At 74.1% G+C, this 18,738-nt stretch carries 14 protein-coding genes and 1 riboswitch; of the genes, 6 read left to right on the top strand and 8 right to left on the bottom strand.

What is annotated here, in order from left to right; translation table 11 throughout:
- Window positions 1–120: 120 nt before the first annotated feature.
- On the bottom strand, window positions 121–3,732 hold the full coding sequence (cobN, locus tag AMK19_RS06240) for a cobaltochelatase subunit CobN (protein WP_073808781.1): 3,612 nt from the start codon (window positions 3,730–3,732) through the stop codon (window positions 121–123).
- A 168-nt stretch (window positions 3,733–3,900) separates the two neighbouring features.
- Window positions 3,901–4,033: riboswitch (cobalamin riboswitch) on the bottom strand.
- A gap of 201 nt (window positions 4,034–4,234) precedes the next feature.
- Between cobN and AMK19_RS06235 the strand changes: the two genes are divergently transcribed.
- From AMK19_RS06235 to AMK19_RS06225, 3 genes are read left to right on the top strand one after another with little or no spacing between them, the layout of a single operon-like run.
- Window positions 4,235–5,689: a hypothetical protein gene (locus AMK19_RS06235; protein ID WP_241844271.1), complete on the top strand. Its 1,455-nt coding sequence runs from the start codon at window positions 4,235–4,237 to the stop codon at window positions 5,687–5,689.
- Complete coding sequence (locus AMK19_RS06230) at window positions 5,689–6,315, top strand: precorrin-8X methylmutase (protein WP_073809571.1); 627 nt, start codon at window positions 5,689–5,691, stop codon at window positions 6,313–6,315. Before AMK19_RS06235 ends, AMK19_RS06230 begins: the two co-directional genes overlap by 1 nt.
- Window positions 6,312–7,871, top strand: a complete 1,560-nt coding sequence (locus AMK19_RS06225) for a precorrin-2 C(20)-methyltransferase (protein ID WP_073808779.1) — start codon at window positions 6,312–6,314, stop codon at window positions 7,869–7,871. The genes AMK19_RS06230 and AMK19_RS06225 overlap by 4 nt, the downstream gene beginning before the upstream one ends.
- Here the strand turns inward: AMK19_RS06225 and AMK19_RS06220 are convergent.
- The 4 genes from AMK19_RS06220 to AMK19_RS06205 all read right to left on the bottom strand — a co-directional run bounded on the left by AMK19_RS06220 (window position 7,856) and on the right by AMK19_RS06205 (window position 11,072).
- Window positions 7,856–8,608, bottom strand: coding sequence for a cobalt-precorrin-6A reductase (locus tag AMK19_RS06220; RefSeq protein WP_073808777.1), 753 nt, complete (start codon window positions 8,606–8,608; stop codon window positions 7,856–7,858). The two genes, AMK19_RS06225 and AMK19_RS06220, sit on opposite strands and share 16 nt — an antisense overlap.
- 153 nt (window positions 8,609–8,761) lie before the next feature.
- Window positions 8,762–9,172 carry a RidA family protein gene (locus AMK19_RS06215; protein ID WP_073808776.1) on the bottom strand — a complete coding sequence of 137 codons (411 nt, stop codon included), beginning with the start codon at window positions 9,170–9,172 and terminating at the stop codon, window positions 8,762–8,764.
- Window positions 9,173–9,204: 32 nt separating this feature from the next.
- Complete coding sequence (locus AMK19_RS06210; RefSeq protein ID WP_073808774.1) at window positions 9,205–9,963, bottom strand: IclR family transcriptional regulator; 759 nt, start codon at window positions 9,961–9,963, stop codon at window positions 9,205–9,207.
- Window positions 9,960–11,072 carry a sugar kinase gene (locus AMK19_RS06205; protein WP_073808773.1) on the bottom strand — a complete coding sequence of 371 codons (1,113 nt, stop codon included), beginning with the start codon at window positions 11,070–11,072 and terminating at the stop codon, window positions 9,960–9,962. Before AMK19_RS06205 ends, AMK19_RS06210 begins: the two co-directional genes overlap by 4 nt.
- A 251-nt stretch (window positions 11,073–11,323) precedes the next feature.
- Here AMK19_RS06205 and AMK19_RS06200 point away from each other — a divergent pair, with 251 nt between their 5' ends.
- From AMK19_RS06200 to AMK19_RS06190, 3 genes are all read left to right on the top strand, one after another.
- Complete coding sequence (locus tag AMK19_RS06200; RefSeq protein ID WP_083646529.1) at window positions 11,324–12,754, top strand: alanine racemase; 1,431 nt, start codon at window positions 11,324–11,326, stop codon at window positions 12,752–12,754.
- Window positions 12,754–14,367, top strand: coding sequence for an N-acyl-D-amino-acid deacylase family protein (locus AMK19_RS06195; RefSeq protein WP_073808771.1), 1,614 nt, complete (start codon window positions 12,754–12,756; stop codon window positions 14,365–14,367). Before AMK19_RS06200 ends, AMK19_RS06195 begins: the two co-directional genes overlap by 1 nt.
- A gap of 114 nt (window positions 14,368–14,481) precedes the next feature.
- Window positions 14,482–15,111, top strand: a complete 630-nt coding sequence (locus AMK19_RS06190; protein ID WP_073808770.1) for a bifunctional 4-hydroxy-2-oxoglutarate aldolase/2-dehydro-3-deoxy-phosphogluconate aldolase — start codon at window positions 14,482–14,484, stop codon at window positions 15,109–15,111.
- A 108-nt stretch (window positions 15,112–15,219) separates the two neighbouring features.
- Here AMK19_RS06190 and cobM read toward each other — a convergent pair whose 3' ends face one another.
- From cobM to AMK19_RS06175, 3 genes are all read right to left on the bottom strand, one after another.
- Window positions 15,220–15,960 carry a precorrin-4 C(11)-methyltransferase gene (gene cobM / locus AMK19_RS06185; RefSeq protein WP_073808768.1) on the bottom strand — a complete coding sequence of 247 codons (741 nt, stop codon included), beginning with the start codon at window positions 15,958–15,960 and terminating at the stop codon, window positions 15,220–15,222.
- Complete coding sequence (gene cbiE, locus AMK19_RS06180; protein WP_073808767.1) at window positions 15,957–17,234, bottom strand: precorrin-6y C5,15-methyltransferase (decarboxylating) subunit CbiE; 1,278 nt, start codon at window positions 17,232–17,234, stop codon at window positions 15,957–15,959. The genes cobM and cbiE overlap by 4 nt, the downstream gene beginning before the upstream one ends.
- A 165-nt stretch (window positions 17,235–17,399) precedes the next feature.
- Complete coding sequence (locus AMK19_RS06175; protein WP_073808765.1) at window positions 17,400–18,641, bottom strand: IS4 family transposase; 1,242 nt, start codon at window positions 18,639–18,641, stop codon at window positions 17,400–17,402.
- Between the last annotated feature and the right edge of the window lie 97 nt (window positions 18,642–18,738).

Raw genomic sequence — 18,738 nt, 5'->3', positions numbered from 1 at the left:
AAGTGTCGTCCGGCGTTCACCTTCCGCGGGGCCCGCCCGGGCCGCGGCCGTCCGACGGCCGCGCCCGTTTCGCGCCCGTTCCGCAGCCGTCCGCGGCGCCGGTGGGCCCCGCGGCGGCGGTCACTCGCCTTCCAGGTCGCCCTCGGTCTCCAGGAACACCTGCCGCAGCTCCGCGAGCAGCCGCGGGTCCGGCTCGGCCCACAGCCCGCGCTCGGCGGCCTCCAGCAGGCGCTCCGAAATGCCGTGCAGCGCCCACGGGTTGGCCTCGGCGAAGAACTCCCGGTTGACCGGGTCGAGGACGTACTCCTCGGTGAGCTTCTCGTACATCCAGTCCGCGACCACGCCGGTGGTGGCGTCGTAGCCGAACAGGTAGTCCACCGTCGCGGCCATCTCGAACGCGCCCTTGTAGCCGTGCCGGCGCATCGCCTCCAGCCAGCGCGGGTTCACCACCCGGGCCCGGAACACCCGGGCCGCCTCCTCGGTGAGAGTCCGGGTGCGGACCGTCTCCGGGCGGGTCGAGTCGCCGATGTACGCCGCCGGGCTGCTGCCCGTCAGCGCGCGCACGGTGGCCACCATGCCGCCGTGGTACTGGAAGTAGTCGTCCGAGTCGGCGATGTCGTGCTCGCGCGTGTCGGTGTTCTTCGCCGCCACCGTGATCCGCCGGTAAGCGGTTTCCATCTCCTCCCGGGCGGGCCGCCCGTCCAGGTCGCGGCCGTACGCGTAGCCGCCCCACACCGTGTACACCTCGGCCAGGTCGGCGTCCGTGCGCCAGTCCCGGCTGTCGATCAGCTGCAGCAGACCCGCACCGTACGTCCCCGGACGGGAGCCGAACACCCGGACGGTGGCCCGGCGTTCGTCGCCGTGCTCGGCCAGGTCGGCCTGCACGTGCGCCCGGACGAAGTTCTGCTCGGCGGGCTCCTCCTGGCGGGCCGCCAGCCGCACCGCGTCGTCCAGCAGCGCCACCACGTGCGGGAACGCGTCCCGGAAGAAACCGGAGATGCGCAGCGTCACGTCGATCCGGGGACGGCCCAGCTCGTCGAGCGGGATCGCCTCCAGGCCCGTCACCCGGCGCGAGGCGTCGTCCCAGACCGGGCGCACGCCCAGCAGGGCGAGGGCCTCGGCGATGTCGTCGCCGGCGGTGCGCATCGCCGAAGTGCCCCACAGCGACAGGCCCACCGACGGCGGGAACTGCCCGTCGTTGTCGGCCCGGTAACGCTCGATCAGGGAGGCGGAAAGCGCTTGCCCGGTCTCCCAGGCGAGCCGCGACGGCACCGCCTTCGGGTCCACCGAGTAGAAGTTGCGGCCCGTCGGCAGCACGTTGACCAGCCCGCGCAGTGGCGAACCCGACGGGCCCGCCGGGACGAACCCGCCCTGCAGGGCGTGCAGCACCGCGTCCAACTCGTCCGTCGTGGACGCCAGTCGGGGCACCACCTGGGCGGCCGCGAAGGACAGCACCTCCGCCACGGCGGCCGGCAGACCGGCGGCGACCTTCTCGACGGCGGCCGGGTTCCAGCCCTCCGCCTCCATCGCCTCCACCAGCGCCCGCGCCTGCGCCTCGGCGGCGTCCGTCGCACCCAGCGTCAGCGCCGCCTCGTCCAGGCCGAGCGCCTCCCGCAGACCCGGCAGCGCACTGACACCGCCCCAGATCTGCCGCGCCCGCAGGATGGCCAGCACGATGTTCACCCGGTCCGTGCCCGCCGGGGCCTGACCGAGCACGTGCAGGCCGTCGCGGATCTGCGCGTCCTTCACCTCGCACAGCCAGCCGTCGACGTGCAGCAGGAAATCGTCGAAGCCGTCGTCCTCCGGCCGCTCGGCCAGGCCCAGGTCGTGGTCCAGCTTGGCGGCCTGGATCAGCGTCCAGATCTGCGCGCGGATCGCCGGCAGCTTCGCCGGGTCCATCGCCGCGATGTTCGAGTGCTCGTCCAGCAGCTGTTCCAGTCGGGCGATGTCGCCGTACGAGTCGGCGCGCGCCATCGGCGGCACCAGGTGGTCGACCAGCGTGGCGTGCGCCCGGCGCTTGGCCTGGGTGCCCTCGCCCGGGTCGTTCACCAGGAACGGGTAGACCAGCGGCAGATCGCCCAGCGCCGCGTCCGGGCCGCACTCCGCCGACAGCGCCGCCGTCTTGCCCGGCAGCCACTCCAGGTTGCCGTGCTTGCCCAGGTGCACCACCGCGTGCGCGCCGAAACCGCCGTCCTCCTGCGCCGCCGCGATCCAGCGGTACGCCGCCAGATAGTGGTGGCTCGGCGGCAGGTCCGGGTCGTGGTAGATCGCCACCGGGTTCTCGCCGAACCCGCGCGGCGGCTGGATCAGCACCAGCAGATTGCCCGAGCGCAGCCCCGCCAGGACGATGTCGCCGTCCGGGTTCTGCGAACGGTCCACGTACAACTCGCCCGGCGCCGGGCCCCAGTGCTCCTCGACCCGCTCGCGCAGCCCGGCCGGCAGCGTCGCGTACCAGCGCCGGTAGTCGGCCGCCGGGATCCTCACCGGGTTGCGGGCCAGCTGGTCCTCCGTCAGCCACGCCTGGTCGTAGCCGCCGGCCTCGATCAGCGCATGGATCAGCGCGTCGCCCTCGTGACCGCGGTCGGTGTCCGTGTCCAGCCCCGGCAGGGCGTCGCCCAGGTCCATGCCCTCCGCGCGCAGCCGCTCCAGCAGCCGGACCGCCGACGCCGGGGTGTCCAGACCGACCGCGTTGCCGACCCGCGCATGCTTCGTCGGATACGCCGACAACACCAGGGCGAGGCGGCGCTCGGACGCCGGCGTGTGCCGCAGCCGGGCGTGCCGCACCGCGATGCCCGCCACCCGCGCCGCACGTTCCGCATCCGCCGCGTACACCGTCAGCCCGTCCTCGTCGACCTCCTTGAACGAGAACGGAACGGTGATCAGCCGGCCGTCGAACTCCGGCACCGCGACCTGCGTCGCAGTGTCCAGCGGCGACAGCCCGTCGTCACTGCCCTCCCACTGCGCCCGCGACCAGGTCAGGCACAGCGCCTGCAGGATCGGCCGGTCCAACGCCGCCAACGCCCCCGCGTCCCACGCCTCTTCGTCGCCGCCGGCCTGCGCGTCGGCCGGCCGGGTGCCGCCCGCCGCCAACACCGTCGTCACGAGCACATCGGCCGCGCCCAGCTCCGCCAGCAGCTCCGGCTCCGCGCCGCGCAGCGACGCGCAGAAGTACGCGCGGACCTGCGCGCCCTGCTCCTCGACCGCCCGGCAGAGCGTCTCCACGAACGCCGTGTTGCCGCTCATGTGGTGCGCCCGGTAGTACAGCACCGCCACCCGCGGACCCTCCTGCGGCGCGGTCGCGACCCGCTCCAGCGGACCCCACGACGGGGCCGAGGCCGGCGGCGCGAAACCGTGACCGGTCAACAGCACCGTGTCCGACAGGAACGCGCCCAGCTCCGCCAGGTTCTCCGGACCGCCGTGCGCCAGGTACGCGTGCGCCTCCGCCGCGATGCCCGCCGGCACCGTCGACAACTCCATCAGCTGCGCGTCCGGCGCCTGCTCACCCGTCAGCACCACCACCGGGCGCGGCCCCGCGAGCAGCACGTCCAGCCCCTCCTGCCAGGCCCGCCGACCACCCAGCAGCCGCACCACCACCAGCTCGACGCCGTCCAGCAGTTCGGGCAGGTCGGCCGGGTCCAGACGCGCCGGATTGCCCCACCGGAACCGCACCGGACCGCTCGACGCCCGGGCACTCAACAGGTCCGTGTCGGACGTGGACAGCAGCAGGATCATGCGAAAGCCCTCCCGGGCGTCTCGAACAGCGCGGACAACCCGGTCGTGGAAGCACAGATGCGGTCGAGGACGCGGAACGGCCCGGCGGGAACGAACCCCACGGACACCCGCCGGAACGCGGGCATGCGACAACGCATGGCACAGGCCTTCCTCGGGGTCCTCGCCCCGGGCAGTGGAGGACGGCCGGAGTTCCTGGCTCCCACGGCTCACTGAGCCGCGGTCACAGTGGCGGGACCGCACCGGATTCGCACCGGACTTCCTCCGCTGTGCCGTCGCTGGCAGCGGACACCCCGAAAGGTGACCGGGACGCCCCGAGAGGCACCCGCCAGCATCGTACGGGTAGATCGCGCATCCCGGGAGTGTGACCTGCGACGCGCCCCCGATCCGGAGCGGCGCCCGCCCCCGAACACCCCGCTGAGCTGGGCAGACGCCGGGCACTCGAACCCCGGGAGCGGGAGTCGGCGCACTGGCGCGACCCGTGGCCATGGGTATGCTCGCCGCCATGCCACCCACACCCGACGCCCTCGCGACACCCTCCGTCGGGCCCGACCGAGGCCGCGCCGACGCCTGCCCCGGCGCGCTCCGCCTGCACCCCGCCGAGGACGGCCACCTCGCCCGACTCCGGCTCCCCGGCGGCTACTTGACGCACCGTCAGTTGCTCGCGATCGCCGACGCGGCGGACGCGCTCGGCGACGGCGAGATCGAGATCACCTCCCGCGGCAACGCCCAGCTGCGCGGCCTGACCGAACAGTGCGCCGCCGACCTCGCCGAACGGCTGCGCGCCGTCGGCCTGTTGCCCTCCGACACCCACGAACGCGTCCGCAACATCGTCGCCTCGCCGCTCGCCGGCCTCGACGGACGCGGTGCCGCTTCGGCGGAACTCCCGCGTTGGGTAAGCGAGTTGGACGCCGCCCTGTGCGCCGCGCCGTGGGCCGCCCGACTCTCCGGGAAGTTCCTGTTCGCCCTCGACGACGGCCGCGGCGACATCGCCACCCTCGACGCCGATGTGACCTTGATCGCAGTCGGCGACGGTCGCGCCCTGCTGCGCCTCGGCCGCGCCCGCCGCGCCACCCTCGTCGACGACCCCGTGCCTGCCGCGCTCGACGCCGCCCGCCGCTTCCTTGAGCTGGCCGCCGGCCGGGCCTGGCACCTGCGCGAGGTGCAGGACGAACTGCCGGAGGGGGAGACGCTGCTGCCCCGGTTCACCGGGGAGCGGCCCCTGTTGGGCGCGGTCGGGGGTGCTGTGGCGGTCGGGGGTGGTGTGGCGGTCGGGGGTGCCGTACCGGTCGGGGGTGCTGTGGCGGTCGACGGCGCGGTGTCGGTCGGGGGTGCCGTACCGGTCGGGGGCGGTGTGTCGGTCGGGCTGCGGTTCGGGCGGGCGAGCAGCGCGCAGTGGCGACTGCTCGCGGACGCGCTCGGGCCGGGCGACGGCGGCGAGAGCGTGCGGCTCACACCGTGGCGCGGCGTCGTGGTGCCCGGCGCCGGGGTCGAATGGCTGCCGCGCCTCGCCGACGCGGGCTTCCGCGTCGAGTCCGGCGGCCCCTGGGAGGGCGTCACCGCCTGCACCGGCCTGCCCGGCTGCGGGAAAGCGCTTGCCGACGTCCGTGCACAGGCCGCCCGCGCGATCGCGGCCGTCCCCGTCGCAGGCCTGCCCGTGCACTGGTCCGGCTGCGAGCGCCGCTGCGGACACCCCGCCGGACGCTGGGTCGACGTACTGGCCACCGGCACCGGACACCGCGTCACCGTGGACGGCCGGACCCGCGAGACCGGCCCGGCGAGCCCGAACGAATCCACCGAGAACGGCGGCACCGGCCGCACCGGCCGCACTGAGCACGGCCGCACCGGCCGCACTGAGCGCGACCGCACCGAGAACGACCCGACTGAGCACGACCCGACCGAGTACGAGACCGCCGAAGCAGTCGCCGAGGCGCGCAATGCCGAATGGCGGAGGACCTGATGATCGACTACGAGAAGGACGGCGCGGCCATCTACCGCCAGTCCTTCGCCACCATCCGCGCCGAGGCCGACCTCGCCGCGCTGCCCGCCGACGTCGCGCAGGTCGCCGTCCGGATGATCCACGCCTGCGGCATGACCGACCTGGTCGAGGACCTGCTCTGGTCGCCCGATGTGGTCGCCGACGCCCGCCGCGCCCTGCACGCGGGTGCGCCGATCCTCTGCGACGTCAACATGGTCGCCAGCGGTGTCACCCGCAAGCGGCTGCCCGCCGACAACGAGGTGATCTGCACCCTCACCGACCCGTCGGTGCCCGAACTCGCCCGCGCCATGGGCACCACCCGCAGCGCCGCCGCCATGGAACTCTGGCTGCCCCGCCTGGAAGGCGCGGTGGTCGCCGTCGGCAACGCCCCCACCTCGCTGTTCCGCCTGCTGGAGCTGATCGAGGCCGGCGCGCCCCGGCCCGCCGCCGTGATCGGCGTCCCCGTCGGCTTCATCGGTGCCGCCGAGTCCAAGCAGGCCCTGGCCGAACACCCCGCCGCCCTGGAGCACTTGGTGGTCCGGGGTCGCCGGGGCGGCAGCGCGATAGCCGCTGCCGCGATCAACGCGATTGCGAGCGAACAGGAATGACGGAACGTCAGAACGACTCTGCGGTCGGCCGGCTGTACGGCGTCGGCGTCGGCCCGGGCGACCCTTCGCTGATCACGGTGCGCGCCGCCGAACTCATCGGCCGGGCCGACGTCATCGCCTACCACTGCGCCCGGCACGGCCGCTCGCACGCCCGGGCCATCGCCGAACGGTACCTGACGGGCCGTCAGGTCGAAGAGCGCCTGATGTACCCCGTCACCGTGGAGTCCACCGACCACCCCGGCGGCTACCGCGGCGCGCTCGACGACTTCTACCAGGAAGCGTCCGAGCGGCTCGCCGCGCACCTCGACGCCGGGCGCACCGTCGTCGTCCTCGCCGAGGGCGACCCGCTGTTCTACGGCTCCTACCAGCACATGCACAAGCGCCTCGCCCACCGCTACCCCACCGAGGTGGTGCCCGGCGTCACCTCGATCAGCGCCGCCGCCGCCCGCCTGGGCACCCCGCTGGTGGAGGCCGAGGAAGTGCTGACGATCATCCCCGGCACCCTGCCCGAGGAGGAGCTGACGGCCCGCCTCGCCGCCACCGACTCCGCCGTCGTCATGAAGCTCGGCCGCACCTTCCCCACCGTGCGACGCGCCCTGGAGCGCTCCGGGCGGCTGGCCGAGGCCCGCTACGTCGAACGCGCCACCATGGACGGCGAACGCACCGGCCGGCTCGCCGAGATCGACGCCGACAGCGTGCCGTATTTCTCGGTCGCAGTGGTGCCCAGCCGGGTCGCCGCCCTGGACTCCGAAGGGCAGCCGTTCGAGGCGCTTTCGGCCCCCGAACTCCCCGACGGCGAAGCGCCGTTGGGCGAGGTGGTGGTGGTCGGCACCGGGCCGGCCGGGCCACTGTGGCTGACGCCCGAGGCTCGCGGCGCGCTCGCCAACGCGACCGACCTGGTCGGCTACACCACCTACCTGGACCGGGTGCCGGTCCGCGCCGGGCAGGTCCGGCACGGCTCCGACAACAAGGTCGAAGGCGTACGCGCCGAATTCGCCCTGGAGTTGGCGCGTCGCGGCCGCCGCGTCGCGGTCGTCTCCTCGGGCGACCCCGGCGTCTTCGCGATGGCCACCGCCGTGCTGGAAGCCGCCTGTGAGGACCCGTACCGGGACGTCGCCGTGCGCGTGCTGCCCGGCATGACCGCCGCGCACGCCGCCGCGTCCCGGGCCGGCGCGCCGCTCGGCCACGACTACGCGGTGATCTCGCTCTCCGACCGGCTCAAGCCGTGGGAGGTGATCGCCCGCCGGCTGCGCGCCGCCGCCGAGGCCGACCTGGTCCTCGCGCTGTACAACCCCGGCTCCAAGTCCCGTACCACGCAGGTCGGTTCGGCCCGGGACCTGCTGCTGGAGTACCGCGACCCGGCGACCCCCGTGGTGCTGGCCCGGGACGTCGGCGGCCCCACCGAACGCGTCCGCACCGTCGCCCTCGCCGACCTCGACCCCGCCGACGTCGACATGCGCACCCTGCTGCTGATCGGCTCCACCCAGACCCAGTGGGTGCAGCGCGGCGAGGAACGCGACGTGGTGTGGACGCCGCGCCGCTACCCGGAGGCCTGACTCCTCAGCTCCTGAAGCCAGTTGACCGCCCCGGCGAGGTCCGGGGCGGTCCGCACGCCCTGCGGGGCGGCCGGGCGCTGGACGACCACCACCGGTAGTCCGAGCTCGCGGGCGGCGGTCAGCTTCGGGGCGGTGGCGGCGCTGCCGCTGTCCTTGGTGACCAGCACGTCGATCCGGTGCGCCCGCAGCAGCTCGCGCTCCCCGTCGAGCGCGAACGGCCCACGCTCCAACAGGACTTCGGCCGACGCGGGCATCGGCGCCACCGGCGGCTCGACCGAACGCGCCAGGAACCAGAGCGCGTCCAGATGCGCGAACGCGGCGATGCCCTGACGTCCGGTGGTCAGGAACACCCGCGCACCGAGCCCGGGCAGCGCGTCCGCCGCCGCGGCCAGACTCGGCACCGGATGCCACCGGTCGCCGTCCTCGGGCAGCCAACTCGGCCGCCGCAGCGCCAACAGCGGCACACCCGTCTCGGCGGCGGCCACCGCCGCATTGCGGCTCATCGTCTCCGCGAACGGATGCGTCGCGTCGATCAGCGCGTCCACCCGGTGCCCGCGCAACCACCCCGCGAGGCCCGCCGCCCCGCCGAACCCGCCGACCCGCACCTCCCCGGCCGGCAGCCGCGGCTGCGCCACCCGGCCCGCCAGCGAACTCGTCACCCGCAACGCCGGATCGGCCACCAGCGCCTCCGCCAACCGGCGGCCCTCACTGGTACCGCCGAGGATCAGGACGTGCATGGGCGGACTCCCGGAGGCCGACGCGGTTCGGACGCACCAGCCTAACCGGCCCGCCGGGGACGCCGGAGACGCCGGAGGGGCCCCGGCGACGTCCGTCGGGGCCCCTCCGCGCGGTGACGTCGTGGCGGCGTGGTGGCGTGGCGTGTGGCGGTGTCAGTCGGTGACGACGGCCTGGGCGTCGATCTCCACCAGCATGGGCTCCTGGGGGAGTTCGACGAAGATCGTGGTGCGGCAGGGCTTCACCCCGCCCGGCTTGACGTTCTCGTCGATGAACTCGGCGTAGACCTCGTTCATCAGCGGGAAGTCGGCACGCTTGGTGAGGTAGACGCGGAACATCACGACGTCCTCGATGGTCGCGCCGCCGGCCTCCACGATGGCCTTGACGTTCTCCAGGGTGCGGCGGGTCTGGGCCTTCACGTCGCCGTGGTACAGGTACTCGCCGGTGGCCGGGTCCTGCGGGCCCTGGCCGGAGACCTGCAGGATCGGGCCCTTGCGGACGCCCTGCGAGAACATCCAGGCCGGGGCGGGCGCGCCGTCGGTGCGGATCTCGATCTTGTCGCTCATGTGCGGTGCTCCAGAGGAGAATTGACGATGGGTCAGGAAAAACTGCCGCGGACGGGGAGGCCCGCGTCGGCGGAGATCGCCCGGGTGCAGGCGAGCAGTTGGGGGAGCAGGTCGAGCACCTGCTCGTAGGGCAGGACGACGTCCGGCACCGAGATGGAAGCGGCGGCGACCACCCGGCCGGAGACGTCCCGGATCGGCGCGGCCACACAGTTGATGAACGCCTCGTGCTCGGCGTGGTCCTGCGCCCAGCCCTGCGCGGCGACCTGCTCCAGCTCGGCGAGCAGCGCGTGCGGACTGGTGATGGTGTTCGGCGTGTGGACGGTGAACTCTATGGTGGCCACCACCCGGCGGCGCTCCGCGGGCGGCAGGTCGGCCAGCAGGACCTTCGCCACGGCCGTGTTGTGCAGCGCCGCCCGCAGCCCGATCCGCGAGTACATCCGCACCGGATGCCGGGAGTCGTACTTGTCGATGTAGACCACCTCGCCGCCCTCGTACGCGGCCAGATGCACGGTCTGGCCGGTCGCCGCGTTCAGCTCCGCCAGGCGCGGGGCCGCGGTGCGCCGGATGCCGCGCTGCTCCAGCGCCAGGCTGGACAGCGCGAACAGGCCCGCGCCCAGGTGGTAGCGGTACTGGGCGTCGCGGTGGACGAACCGCTCCTCCTCCAGGGTCTGCAACAGCCGCAGCACGGTGGTCTTGTGCACGCCGATCAGGTCGGCCAGCTGGTCCAGGGAGCGTTCGCCCTCGCCGAGTTCGGCGAGCAGGCGCAGGGCGCGGGTGACGGTCTGGCTCATGGGTGTCCCGATGTTCCGAGGGTTTCGAGGGCTTCGGGGAGGCTACGCGGCCCGACGACCGCCGAGTCGAGCGCGGGGGAGGTGATGCCGGACACGCAGACCCGGGTCGCCGCCCAGGCCCGCTCGTCGGCGGCGAGCAGCGCGGCCACCGTACGGGCATCCGGCGGCGTGCCGTGGTCGGCGGGCGCGGTCAGCGCACTGGCCGCCGACAGGTGGCCGAGCCGCAGCCGGGAACGCTGGTCGAGTCCGCGCAGGGTGCCGGCCAGGTAGCCGGCCGCGAAGGCGTCGCCCGCGCCGGTCGGCTCGACCACCTCCACGGCGAGCGCGGCCTCGGTGACCGCACCGCCGTCCCGGTCGAGCGCGGTGACGAGGTGTCCGGCGTCCTTGACGACCAGCACGGAGGGAGAGGGAAAGCGCTTTCTCAGTGCGGCCGGATCGCCGGTGCCGAACGCGTCCTCGGCCTCGTCCGCGCCGAGCAGCAGCACGTCGGCGGCGTCCAGCAGGGCCGGCAGCACCGACGGGTCGCGCCGGCGCCACAGCGCCGGACGCCAGTTGAGGTCGAAGGAGACCAGCCGACCCGGCCGGCGGCGGGCCAGCAGTGCGCGCACCAGGGCCAGGCAGTCGTCCGACAGGGCGGGCGTGATGCCCGTCAGGTGCAGCAGCGGGGCCCGGTCGAGCAGCGCGGCCGCTGCCGGGTCGTCCAGCAGGGCGGGGGAGAGCGCGGAGGCCGCCGACCCGGTGCGGTAGTAGTGCAGGCGGGAGCGGCCCGCGCCGAGGTCGTGCGGGAGGCCGGAGCCGCCGGTCTCCTTCAGGTAGACGCCGGTCGGCCGGTGCGGGTCCACCGCGACCGCGGAGACGTCCACGCCCGCCGCCGCCAGGTCGCCGGTCAGCCGGCGCCCGAAGCCGTCCGCGCCGACCCGGCTGATCCACGCGGTCGGCACCCCCAGCGCCGCGAGCGCCGAAGCGACATTGGACTCCGCGCCGCCCACCGAGGGCCGGAACGCGCCGACGGCCTCGAACGGTCCCGGCCGGTCGGGCAGCAGCACCGCCATCGACTCGCCCAGGCACACCGCCCGGGCGGTCGCCGCCCCGCCGTCCTGATCCGCCATCAATCCCGCTCCCTCACCCTCGGGCCCGCGCCCCCCGCTCCCGCCACGACGGCCCGCGCGGCCGGTGCTCGGCGGTGAGTCCGGGCGCTGCGTACCAGGTGGGAGGGTGGACGGGCCGCGTCGCGGTCCGTTGACCGCCGTCCGGCGTGAATGCTAGAACCGTAACACCAACATGCGCAATAGAGGTTGCGCATGTTGCAACATCCCAGTTCGCCGGGCGAGCCGGGACCGGAACGGAGGCAGGGACAGCCATGGGTGACACGGCAGCACACCAGCACCAGCACACCGGACACCGCTCCGCCGAGGAGCCCGCCTCCTCCGCCGGGCCCGTTCCTTCCGCCGGGCATGCCCCCTCCGCGGAACCCGTTCCCTCCGCGGAACCCGTCTTCTTCGCCGACCCCGTCCACGGGCCCGGTATCGACACCGCCGCCGTCGCCGCCCTCGCCGACGAAGTGCTCGACTGGCGCTTCAAGGCCGCCCCCGCCGACGCCTCGGGCCGCACCGTCCGCGACTGGCTCGCCACCGGCCCCACCCTCGACGGCCTCGGCACTCCGCTGCTCACCCTCGACGCCGCCGCCCTCGACCACAACCTGCACACCATGGCCGCCTGGTGCCGCGAGACCGGCGTCCTGCTCGCCCCGCACGGCAAAACCACCATGGCCCCCGCCCTCTGGCAGGCCCAACTCGCCGCCGGCGCCCACGCCATCACCCTCGCCAACCTGCCCCAGCTGCGCGTCGCCCGCGCCTTCGGCGTTCAGCGCCTGCTGCTCGCCAACACCCTGCTCGACCCCGCCGGCCTCGCCTGGCTCGCCGCCGAACTCGACCACGACCCCGACTTCGCCTTCGCCTCCTGGGTCGACTCCGCCGACAGCGTCCGGCAGATGGACGCCGCCCTGCGCGCCGCCGGAGCCCGCCGGCCCGTCGAGGTCCTGGTCGAACTCGGCGGCCCCGGCGGCCGCACCGGCGCCCGCGGCATCCCCGCCGCCCTCGACGTCGCCGCGGCCGTGCACGCCGCCCCCACCCTCCGCCTGGCCGGCGTCGGCGGCTACGAAGGCGCCCTCGCCCACGACGCCTCCGACACCGCACTCGCCGCCGTCCGCGACTACCTGCGCGACCTCGCCGAACTGCACCGCCGCCTCGCCCCCGACTACCCCACCGCCACCCCCGTCGTCACCGCCGGCGGCAGCGCCTACTTCGACACCGTCGCCGAAGAACTCACCCCCCTCGCAAGCGAGTTCCCCGGCACCACGGTCATCGTCCGGGCCGGTGCCTACCTCGCCCACGACGACGGCTTCTACCGCGGCATCTCCCCCCTCGCCCGCACCACCGGCGCCACCCCCCTGCACTCCGCCATGCACGGCTGGGCCCGCGTCGTGTCCCACCCCGAACCCCAACTCGCCCTGCTGGACGCCGGAAAGCGCGACCTGCCGTTCGACGAAGGCCTCCCCGAACCCCAACTCGTCCGCGGCACGGGCGCATTGAAGGACGCCGAAGTCACCGCACTGAACGACCAGCACACCTTCCTGCGCGGCGCCGGCGAACACGCCCCGATCGGCGCCGTCGTCCGACTCGGCCTCTCCCACCCCTGCACCGCCTTCGACAAGTGGAACCTCATCCCCGTCCTCGACCACGCCGACGCCCAACACCCGCGCGTGGTCGACCTGGTGAGGACGTACTTCTGATGCCCGACCTGCTGCTGCGCGCCGCCACCGTCATCGACGGCACCGGCGCCGACCGCTACCGCGCCGACGTCACCATCGACGCCGACGGCCGCATCGACGAGGTGGGCCACGGCCTCACCGCCCGCCGCACCATCGACGCCGACGGCCTCGTCCTCGCCCCCGGCTTCATCGACCTGCACGCCCACTCCGACCTCAACCTGCTCGTCGAACCCGACCACCCGTCCCGCATCACCCAGGGCGTCACCCTCGACGTCCTCGGCCAGGACGGACTGTCCTACGCCCCCGTCGACGACATCACCCTCGTCGCACTGCGCCGCCAACTCGCGGGCTGGAACGGCGACCCCGACGACTTCGACTGGAACTGGCGCACCGTCGCCCAGTACCTCGACCGCCTCGACGGCGGCATCGGCGCCCACGCCTGCTACCTCGCCCCGCACGGCACCATCCGGACCCTCGCCATGGGGTGGGACAACCGACCGCCGACCGAGGACGAACTCGACCGGATGCGGGCCCTGTTGGACCAGGCGCTAGCCGACGGCGCGGTCGGCATGTCCACCGGCCTCACCTACACCCCCGGCATGTACGCCGACACCGCCGAACTCGTCGAACTCTGCCGCCTCGTCGCCGCCCGCGGCGGCTACCACGCACCCCACCAACGCTCCTACGGCGCGGGCGCGTTGGAAGGCTACGCGGAGATGGTGGAGATCTCCCGGCGATCCGGCTGCCCGCTGCACCTCACCCACGCCACCATGAACTTCGGCGTCAACGAAGGCCGCGCCGGCGAATTCCTCGCCCTGGTCGACAGCGCCCTCGCCGACGGCATCGACGTCACCCTCGACAGCTACCCCTACCTGCCCGGCTCCACCACCCTGGCCGCCCTGCTGCCCAGTTGGGCCACCGAAGGCGGACCCGAAGCCACCCTCGGCCGCCTCGCAGACCCCGCCGCGCGGGACCGCATCCGCACCGACGTCGAAGAACACGGCAGCGACGGCTGCCACGGCGTCGTCACCGACTGGGACACCATCCAGATCTCCGGCGTCCGCAACACCGCCCTCACCGCCGTCGTCGGCCGGAAGATCTCCGAACTCGCCGCCGAACAGGGCCGCACCGGCACCGAAGTGTTCTTCGGCCTCCTGCTCGCCGACCAGTTGGGCACCACCATCCTCCAGCACGTCGGCCACGAGGAGAACGTCCGCGCCATCATGCGGCACCCCGCGCACACCGTCGGCAGCGACGGCCTGCTCGTCGGCGCCCGACCCCACCCCCGCGCCTGGGGCACCTTCCCGCGCTACCTCGCCCACTACAGCCGGGACTTGGGCGTTCTCACCCTCGAACAGGCCATCGCCCGGATGACCGGCCGACCCGCCCGCCGGCTGCGCCTCGACCGACGCGGACTGATCCGTCCCGGCCACCACGCCGACCTGGTCCTCTTCGACCCGGAGACCGTCCGCGACACCGCCACTTTCGACCACCCCCGTCGCCCCGCCGAAGGCATCGCCCACGTCCTGCTCGGCGGCATCGCCGCCCTCACCGACGGCAAACCCACCGGCGACCTGGCCGGCCGCGCCCTGCGACGCGACGCCGACGGGCTGGTGCGGGCCGCCGGGGACTGACCGCCGGGGGACTGACCGTCGGGGGACTGACCGTCGGGGGACTGACCGCGCCCGCTGTGCAATCGGTGCCCCGAGCGGGTGCCACAGGCTTGTGAAACACCAGGAGTTGGAGACATGGGAACCGAAGTGACCGATCTGCGCGCCGCGTTGGCCGCACAGCCCGTGATAGCCGTGGTACGCGCACCGGAGATCCCCGACGCGGTCGCCCTCTGCGAAGCACTCGCCGCAGGCGGCATCGAGTGGACCGAACTCACCTTCACCACACCGGACGTGACCCGCCACGTCGCCGCCGCCGCGAAGGCCGGCTGTCGGATCGGCGTCGGCACCGTCCTCACCGCCGAACAGGCCCGCGAAGGCATCGACGCCGGCGCCCAGTTCCTCGTCACCCCCGGCCTGCGGCCTGTCGTCGCCGCCACCGCCCGCGCCGCCGAAATCCCCGTCGTCATGGGTGCCCTGACCCCCAGCGAGGTCGCCGAAGCCCTTGACCTCGGCGCCGCCGCCGTCAAGATCTTCCCCGCCAAGACCTTCGGCCCCGGCTACTTCAAGGACCTCCGCGGCCCCTACCCCGACGTCCCCCTGGTCGCCTCCGGCGGCGTCAACGCCACCAACGCCAAGGCCTTCCTCGACAACGGCGCCCTCGCCGTCTGCGCCGGCACCGACGTCGTCCCCCCGCAGACCGTCGCTGCCGGCGACTGGGCCGAAATCACCCGCCGGGCCAAGGCCTTCGTCGCCTCGCTGGGCTGATTGCCGGGCCGAGTGCTGGGCCGCCCGCCGGGGGCGGGAAAGCGCTTACCCGTTGCCTGGACCTGCCGGCGGGGTGGAACGGGAAAGCGCTTACCCGCTGCGGTCGGCCTACCGGCTGCGGGTGGTGGAGTACAGGTGGCTGTCGCGGAATTCCGTCGCCGCCAGGGTGCGGCCGACGATGATGACCGCGGTGCGGAGCACGCCCGCGGCCTTCACCTGGACGGCGATGTCGCCGAGGGTGCCGCGCAGGACCAGCTCGTCGGGGCGGCTGGCCATCGCCACCACTGCGGCCGGGCAGTCCGGGCCGTAGTGGGGGAGGAGTTCCTCGACGATGCTGTCCACGTAACGGGCCGCCAGGTGCAGAACGAGGAGCGCGCCGCTCTTGCCGAGGACGGACAGATCCTCGCCGGGCGGCATCGGCGTCGCCTGCCGGGCCACCCGGGTCAGGATCACCGTCTGCCCGACCGTCGGGACCGTCAACTCCCGCTTCAGCGCCGCCGCGGCCGCCGCGAACGCCGGAACGCCCGGCACCACCTCGTACGGGATGTCCGCCGCGTCCAGGCGACGCATCTGCTCCGCCATCGCCGAGAACACCGACGGATCGCCCGAGTGCAGCCGCGCCACGTCCTGGCCCTCGCCGTGCGCCCGGACGATCTCCGCCATGATCTGGTCGAGGTCGAGGTTCGCGGTGTCCACCAGACGCGCCCCCGGTGGGCAGTCCGCCAGCAACTCCTGCGGCACCAGGCTCCCCGCGTACAGGCACACCCCGCAGCTCGCCAACGTGCGCTGACCGCGCACCGTGATCAGATCGGCCGCGCCTGGACCGGCGCCGATGAAAAAGACCGTCACTTCGCTGCTCCTCCGACTTCCTCGACCGCACCGGCTGTCCCGGCACCGTCGCCCTTGCCGCCGTCCTTGACGACGCTCCACTGCGTCACCGGCATCGCCTGCCGCCACCCCGTGAACCCGCCCACCGGCACCGCGTGCGCGACGCTCAGCTTCACCAACTCGCCGCCGCAGCGCCGGTACCACTGCGTCAGCAGCGCCTCCGACTCCAGCGTCACCGTGTTCGCCACCAGTCGACCACCCGGCCGCAGCGCCGCCCAGCATGCCTCCAGCACGCCCGGCACGGTCAGCCCGCCGCCGACGAACACCGCGTCGGGGACGTCCAGTCCGGCCAGCGCCGCCGGCGCCGAGCCGTGCACCACCCGCAGCCGCGGCACCCCCAGGGCGGCCGCGTTGCGGACGATCCGCTCCACCCGCACCGGGTCGCGCTCCACACTGACCGCCCGGCAACTGCGGTGCGCCCGCAGCCATTCGATGCCGATCGAGCCGGAGCCGCCGCCGATGTCCCAGAGCAGCTCGCCCGGGGCCGGACCGAGCGCCGCGAGCGTCGCCGCGCGAATGTGACGCTTCGTCAACTGTCCGTCGGACTCGAAGAGTTCGTCACACAGGCCGGAAGTCAGTTGCTGGCGCGGCGCGTTCGGTTCGGCGGCCGCGCAGTCGATGGCCAGCACGTTCAGCGGATCGCCCGGCGGCAGCGACCAGCCGTCCGCCACGCCCTCGTGCAACGCCTCGGTGGGGCCGCCGAGTTGCTCCAGCACTCGGATCCGGCTCGGGCCGAAGCCGCGTTCCCTCAGCAGCTTCGCCACCAGCTCCGGAGTCGAGGCGTTCGCGCTCAGCACCAGGATGCGGCGGCCCGGGTAGAGCGCCGCGTGCAGGGTCTCCGGGGCGCGGCCGACCAGCGTCACCACCTCGGTCTCCTCCACCGCCCAGCCCAGCCGGGCGCACGCCAGCGACACCGAGGACGGATGCGGCAGCACCCGCAGCGAGGACGCCGGTATGCCGCACTCGACCAGCGTCCGCCCGATCCCGTAGAACATCGGATCGCCACTCGCCAGCACCACCAGCCGCCGTCCCGCGAGCCGGTCCGGCAACCCCGGCACCGCCGGACGCAACGGCGACGGCCACGACACCCGTTCCGCCGTCACCTCGCCCGGCAGCAGCGCCAACTGCCGGGCCCCGCCCAGCACCGCGTCCGCCGCGCACAGTGCCTCCCGGGCGGCCGGGGACAGCCCCGGCCAGCCGTCCGCACCGATCCCCACCACGGTGATCGCAGACACGCGCAAACTCCTCACAGCTCGGGGGACGGGCAGCCCGCAGCCTACCTGCAGCCGACCGTCATACCCCCCACGAGCTGCGGAGATCCGCTGTGCGACATTGGCCACACCGCGCCGTCCCCCGGGCGCGCCCCCGGGTGCGTCGGTAGGGCGTGTCAGTGGGGTGTGTCAGTGGGGCGCGGACACTACCTGCACGGTGGGCGGCGCTGCCTGGGCAGGGACGGCGGCGGTGGGCGCGGTGGCGGGCCCGGCGGAGGGTCCGGCGGAGGGGAAGGCGCGGTCGAGGAGCAGCAGGGCGAAGATCTCCTGCTCGATGCCGTCGGGGTGGCGGGAGCGCAGCGTGCGGGCCGGGTGAGGCGGCGTCAGGCGGTCGAGCGCCGTTCCGCTGCGGGACTGGTGGGCGTAGCGGGCGGCGAGGTCGGCGGCCGGGGCGTCGGCGGGGTCGAGGAGGGAGGTGATCAGCCGGTGGGGCGGGTCGTTGCGACGGTCGGTGTCGAGGGCGAAGTCGATGACGCGGACCTGTGCGCGGTGGGCGGGGCCGCCGGTACCGACGGGTTCGCCGGCCGGGGCGGTCAGGTGGGAGCCGTCGTCCAGCCGTGTGGTGAAGGGGAGTTGGAGACGGGACGGCACCTGCCAGAGCAGGTCCGCGCCGCCCGCGAGGGCTGCCTGCCAGGTCGCGGGGTCGGTGGTGCCGCGATCGGCGAGGACGATCATGTCGCGGGTCAGCGTCGGGTAGATGGCCTCGGCGAGGGCGCGCTCGTGGGTCGACAGCGGCCCGACGTCAGCGGTGAGTGCGGTGCCCGTGCCGCACTCGACCAGGGCGCTGACGCGGGCCTGCGGGTAGCTGACGGACTCCTCGTCGGCGGGCCGGGTCGGCGGCCTCGTGGCGGCTCGGGCGGCGGTACGGGCGGCTTGGGTGGTGGTGCGGACGGAGTGGCCGAAGTGATCGGCGTTCGGCTGGGTGTCCGGGACGTCGAGGATCGCGCCGTCCAGGGCGACCAGCCGGCGGCCGCGGTACCACGCATCGGTGGTGGTGCGGGCGGCCGGCGGTGGGCAGGTCTGTTCGAACAGGCGGCGCAGCGGCTCCGCTCCGAGCCGCAGCCGGGCCCGTCCGATCGCGGCGGCGGTGGGCAGTTGACGACCCTGCGGCCACCAGGGTTCCCGCTCCAGGTCGCAGACCAGCAGCCGGCCGACCTCCGGGTACCCGTGGCCGCCGAACAGCGCCATCGCGAGGACGAAGTAGACCACCACCCGGGCCGGCAGCAGGCGGTTGCGCTGCTCGACCCGTCCGCAGTCGATCAGCACCTGGTCGACGAGTTCGGGCGGGAAGGCGCGCGTCAGTATCCCGAGCGTGGCTCGCTCTGCGGGCCGGACGTCCGTCGCTGCGTTGATCTGCCTTGGCGCTGGCACGACCCGTTCAACGAGCCGCGCCCGGTGGAAGTCACCGTGTGGCCGAGAGCGGTCTGTGTTGACGTGGGTGTCGGGTTCGGGTGCCGGCGGTGCGGGG

Origin of the sequence: Kitasatospora sp. CB01950, from assembly GCF_001905465.1 — a bacterium.
In the GTDB taxonomy this organism is placed as follows: Bacteria; Actinomycetota; Actinomycetes; order Streptomycetales; family Streptomycetaceae; genus Kitasatospora.
Note: the sequence above shows the minus strand (reverse complement) of the source record. Positions and strands in the feature narration are given on the sequence as shown.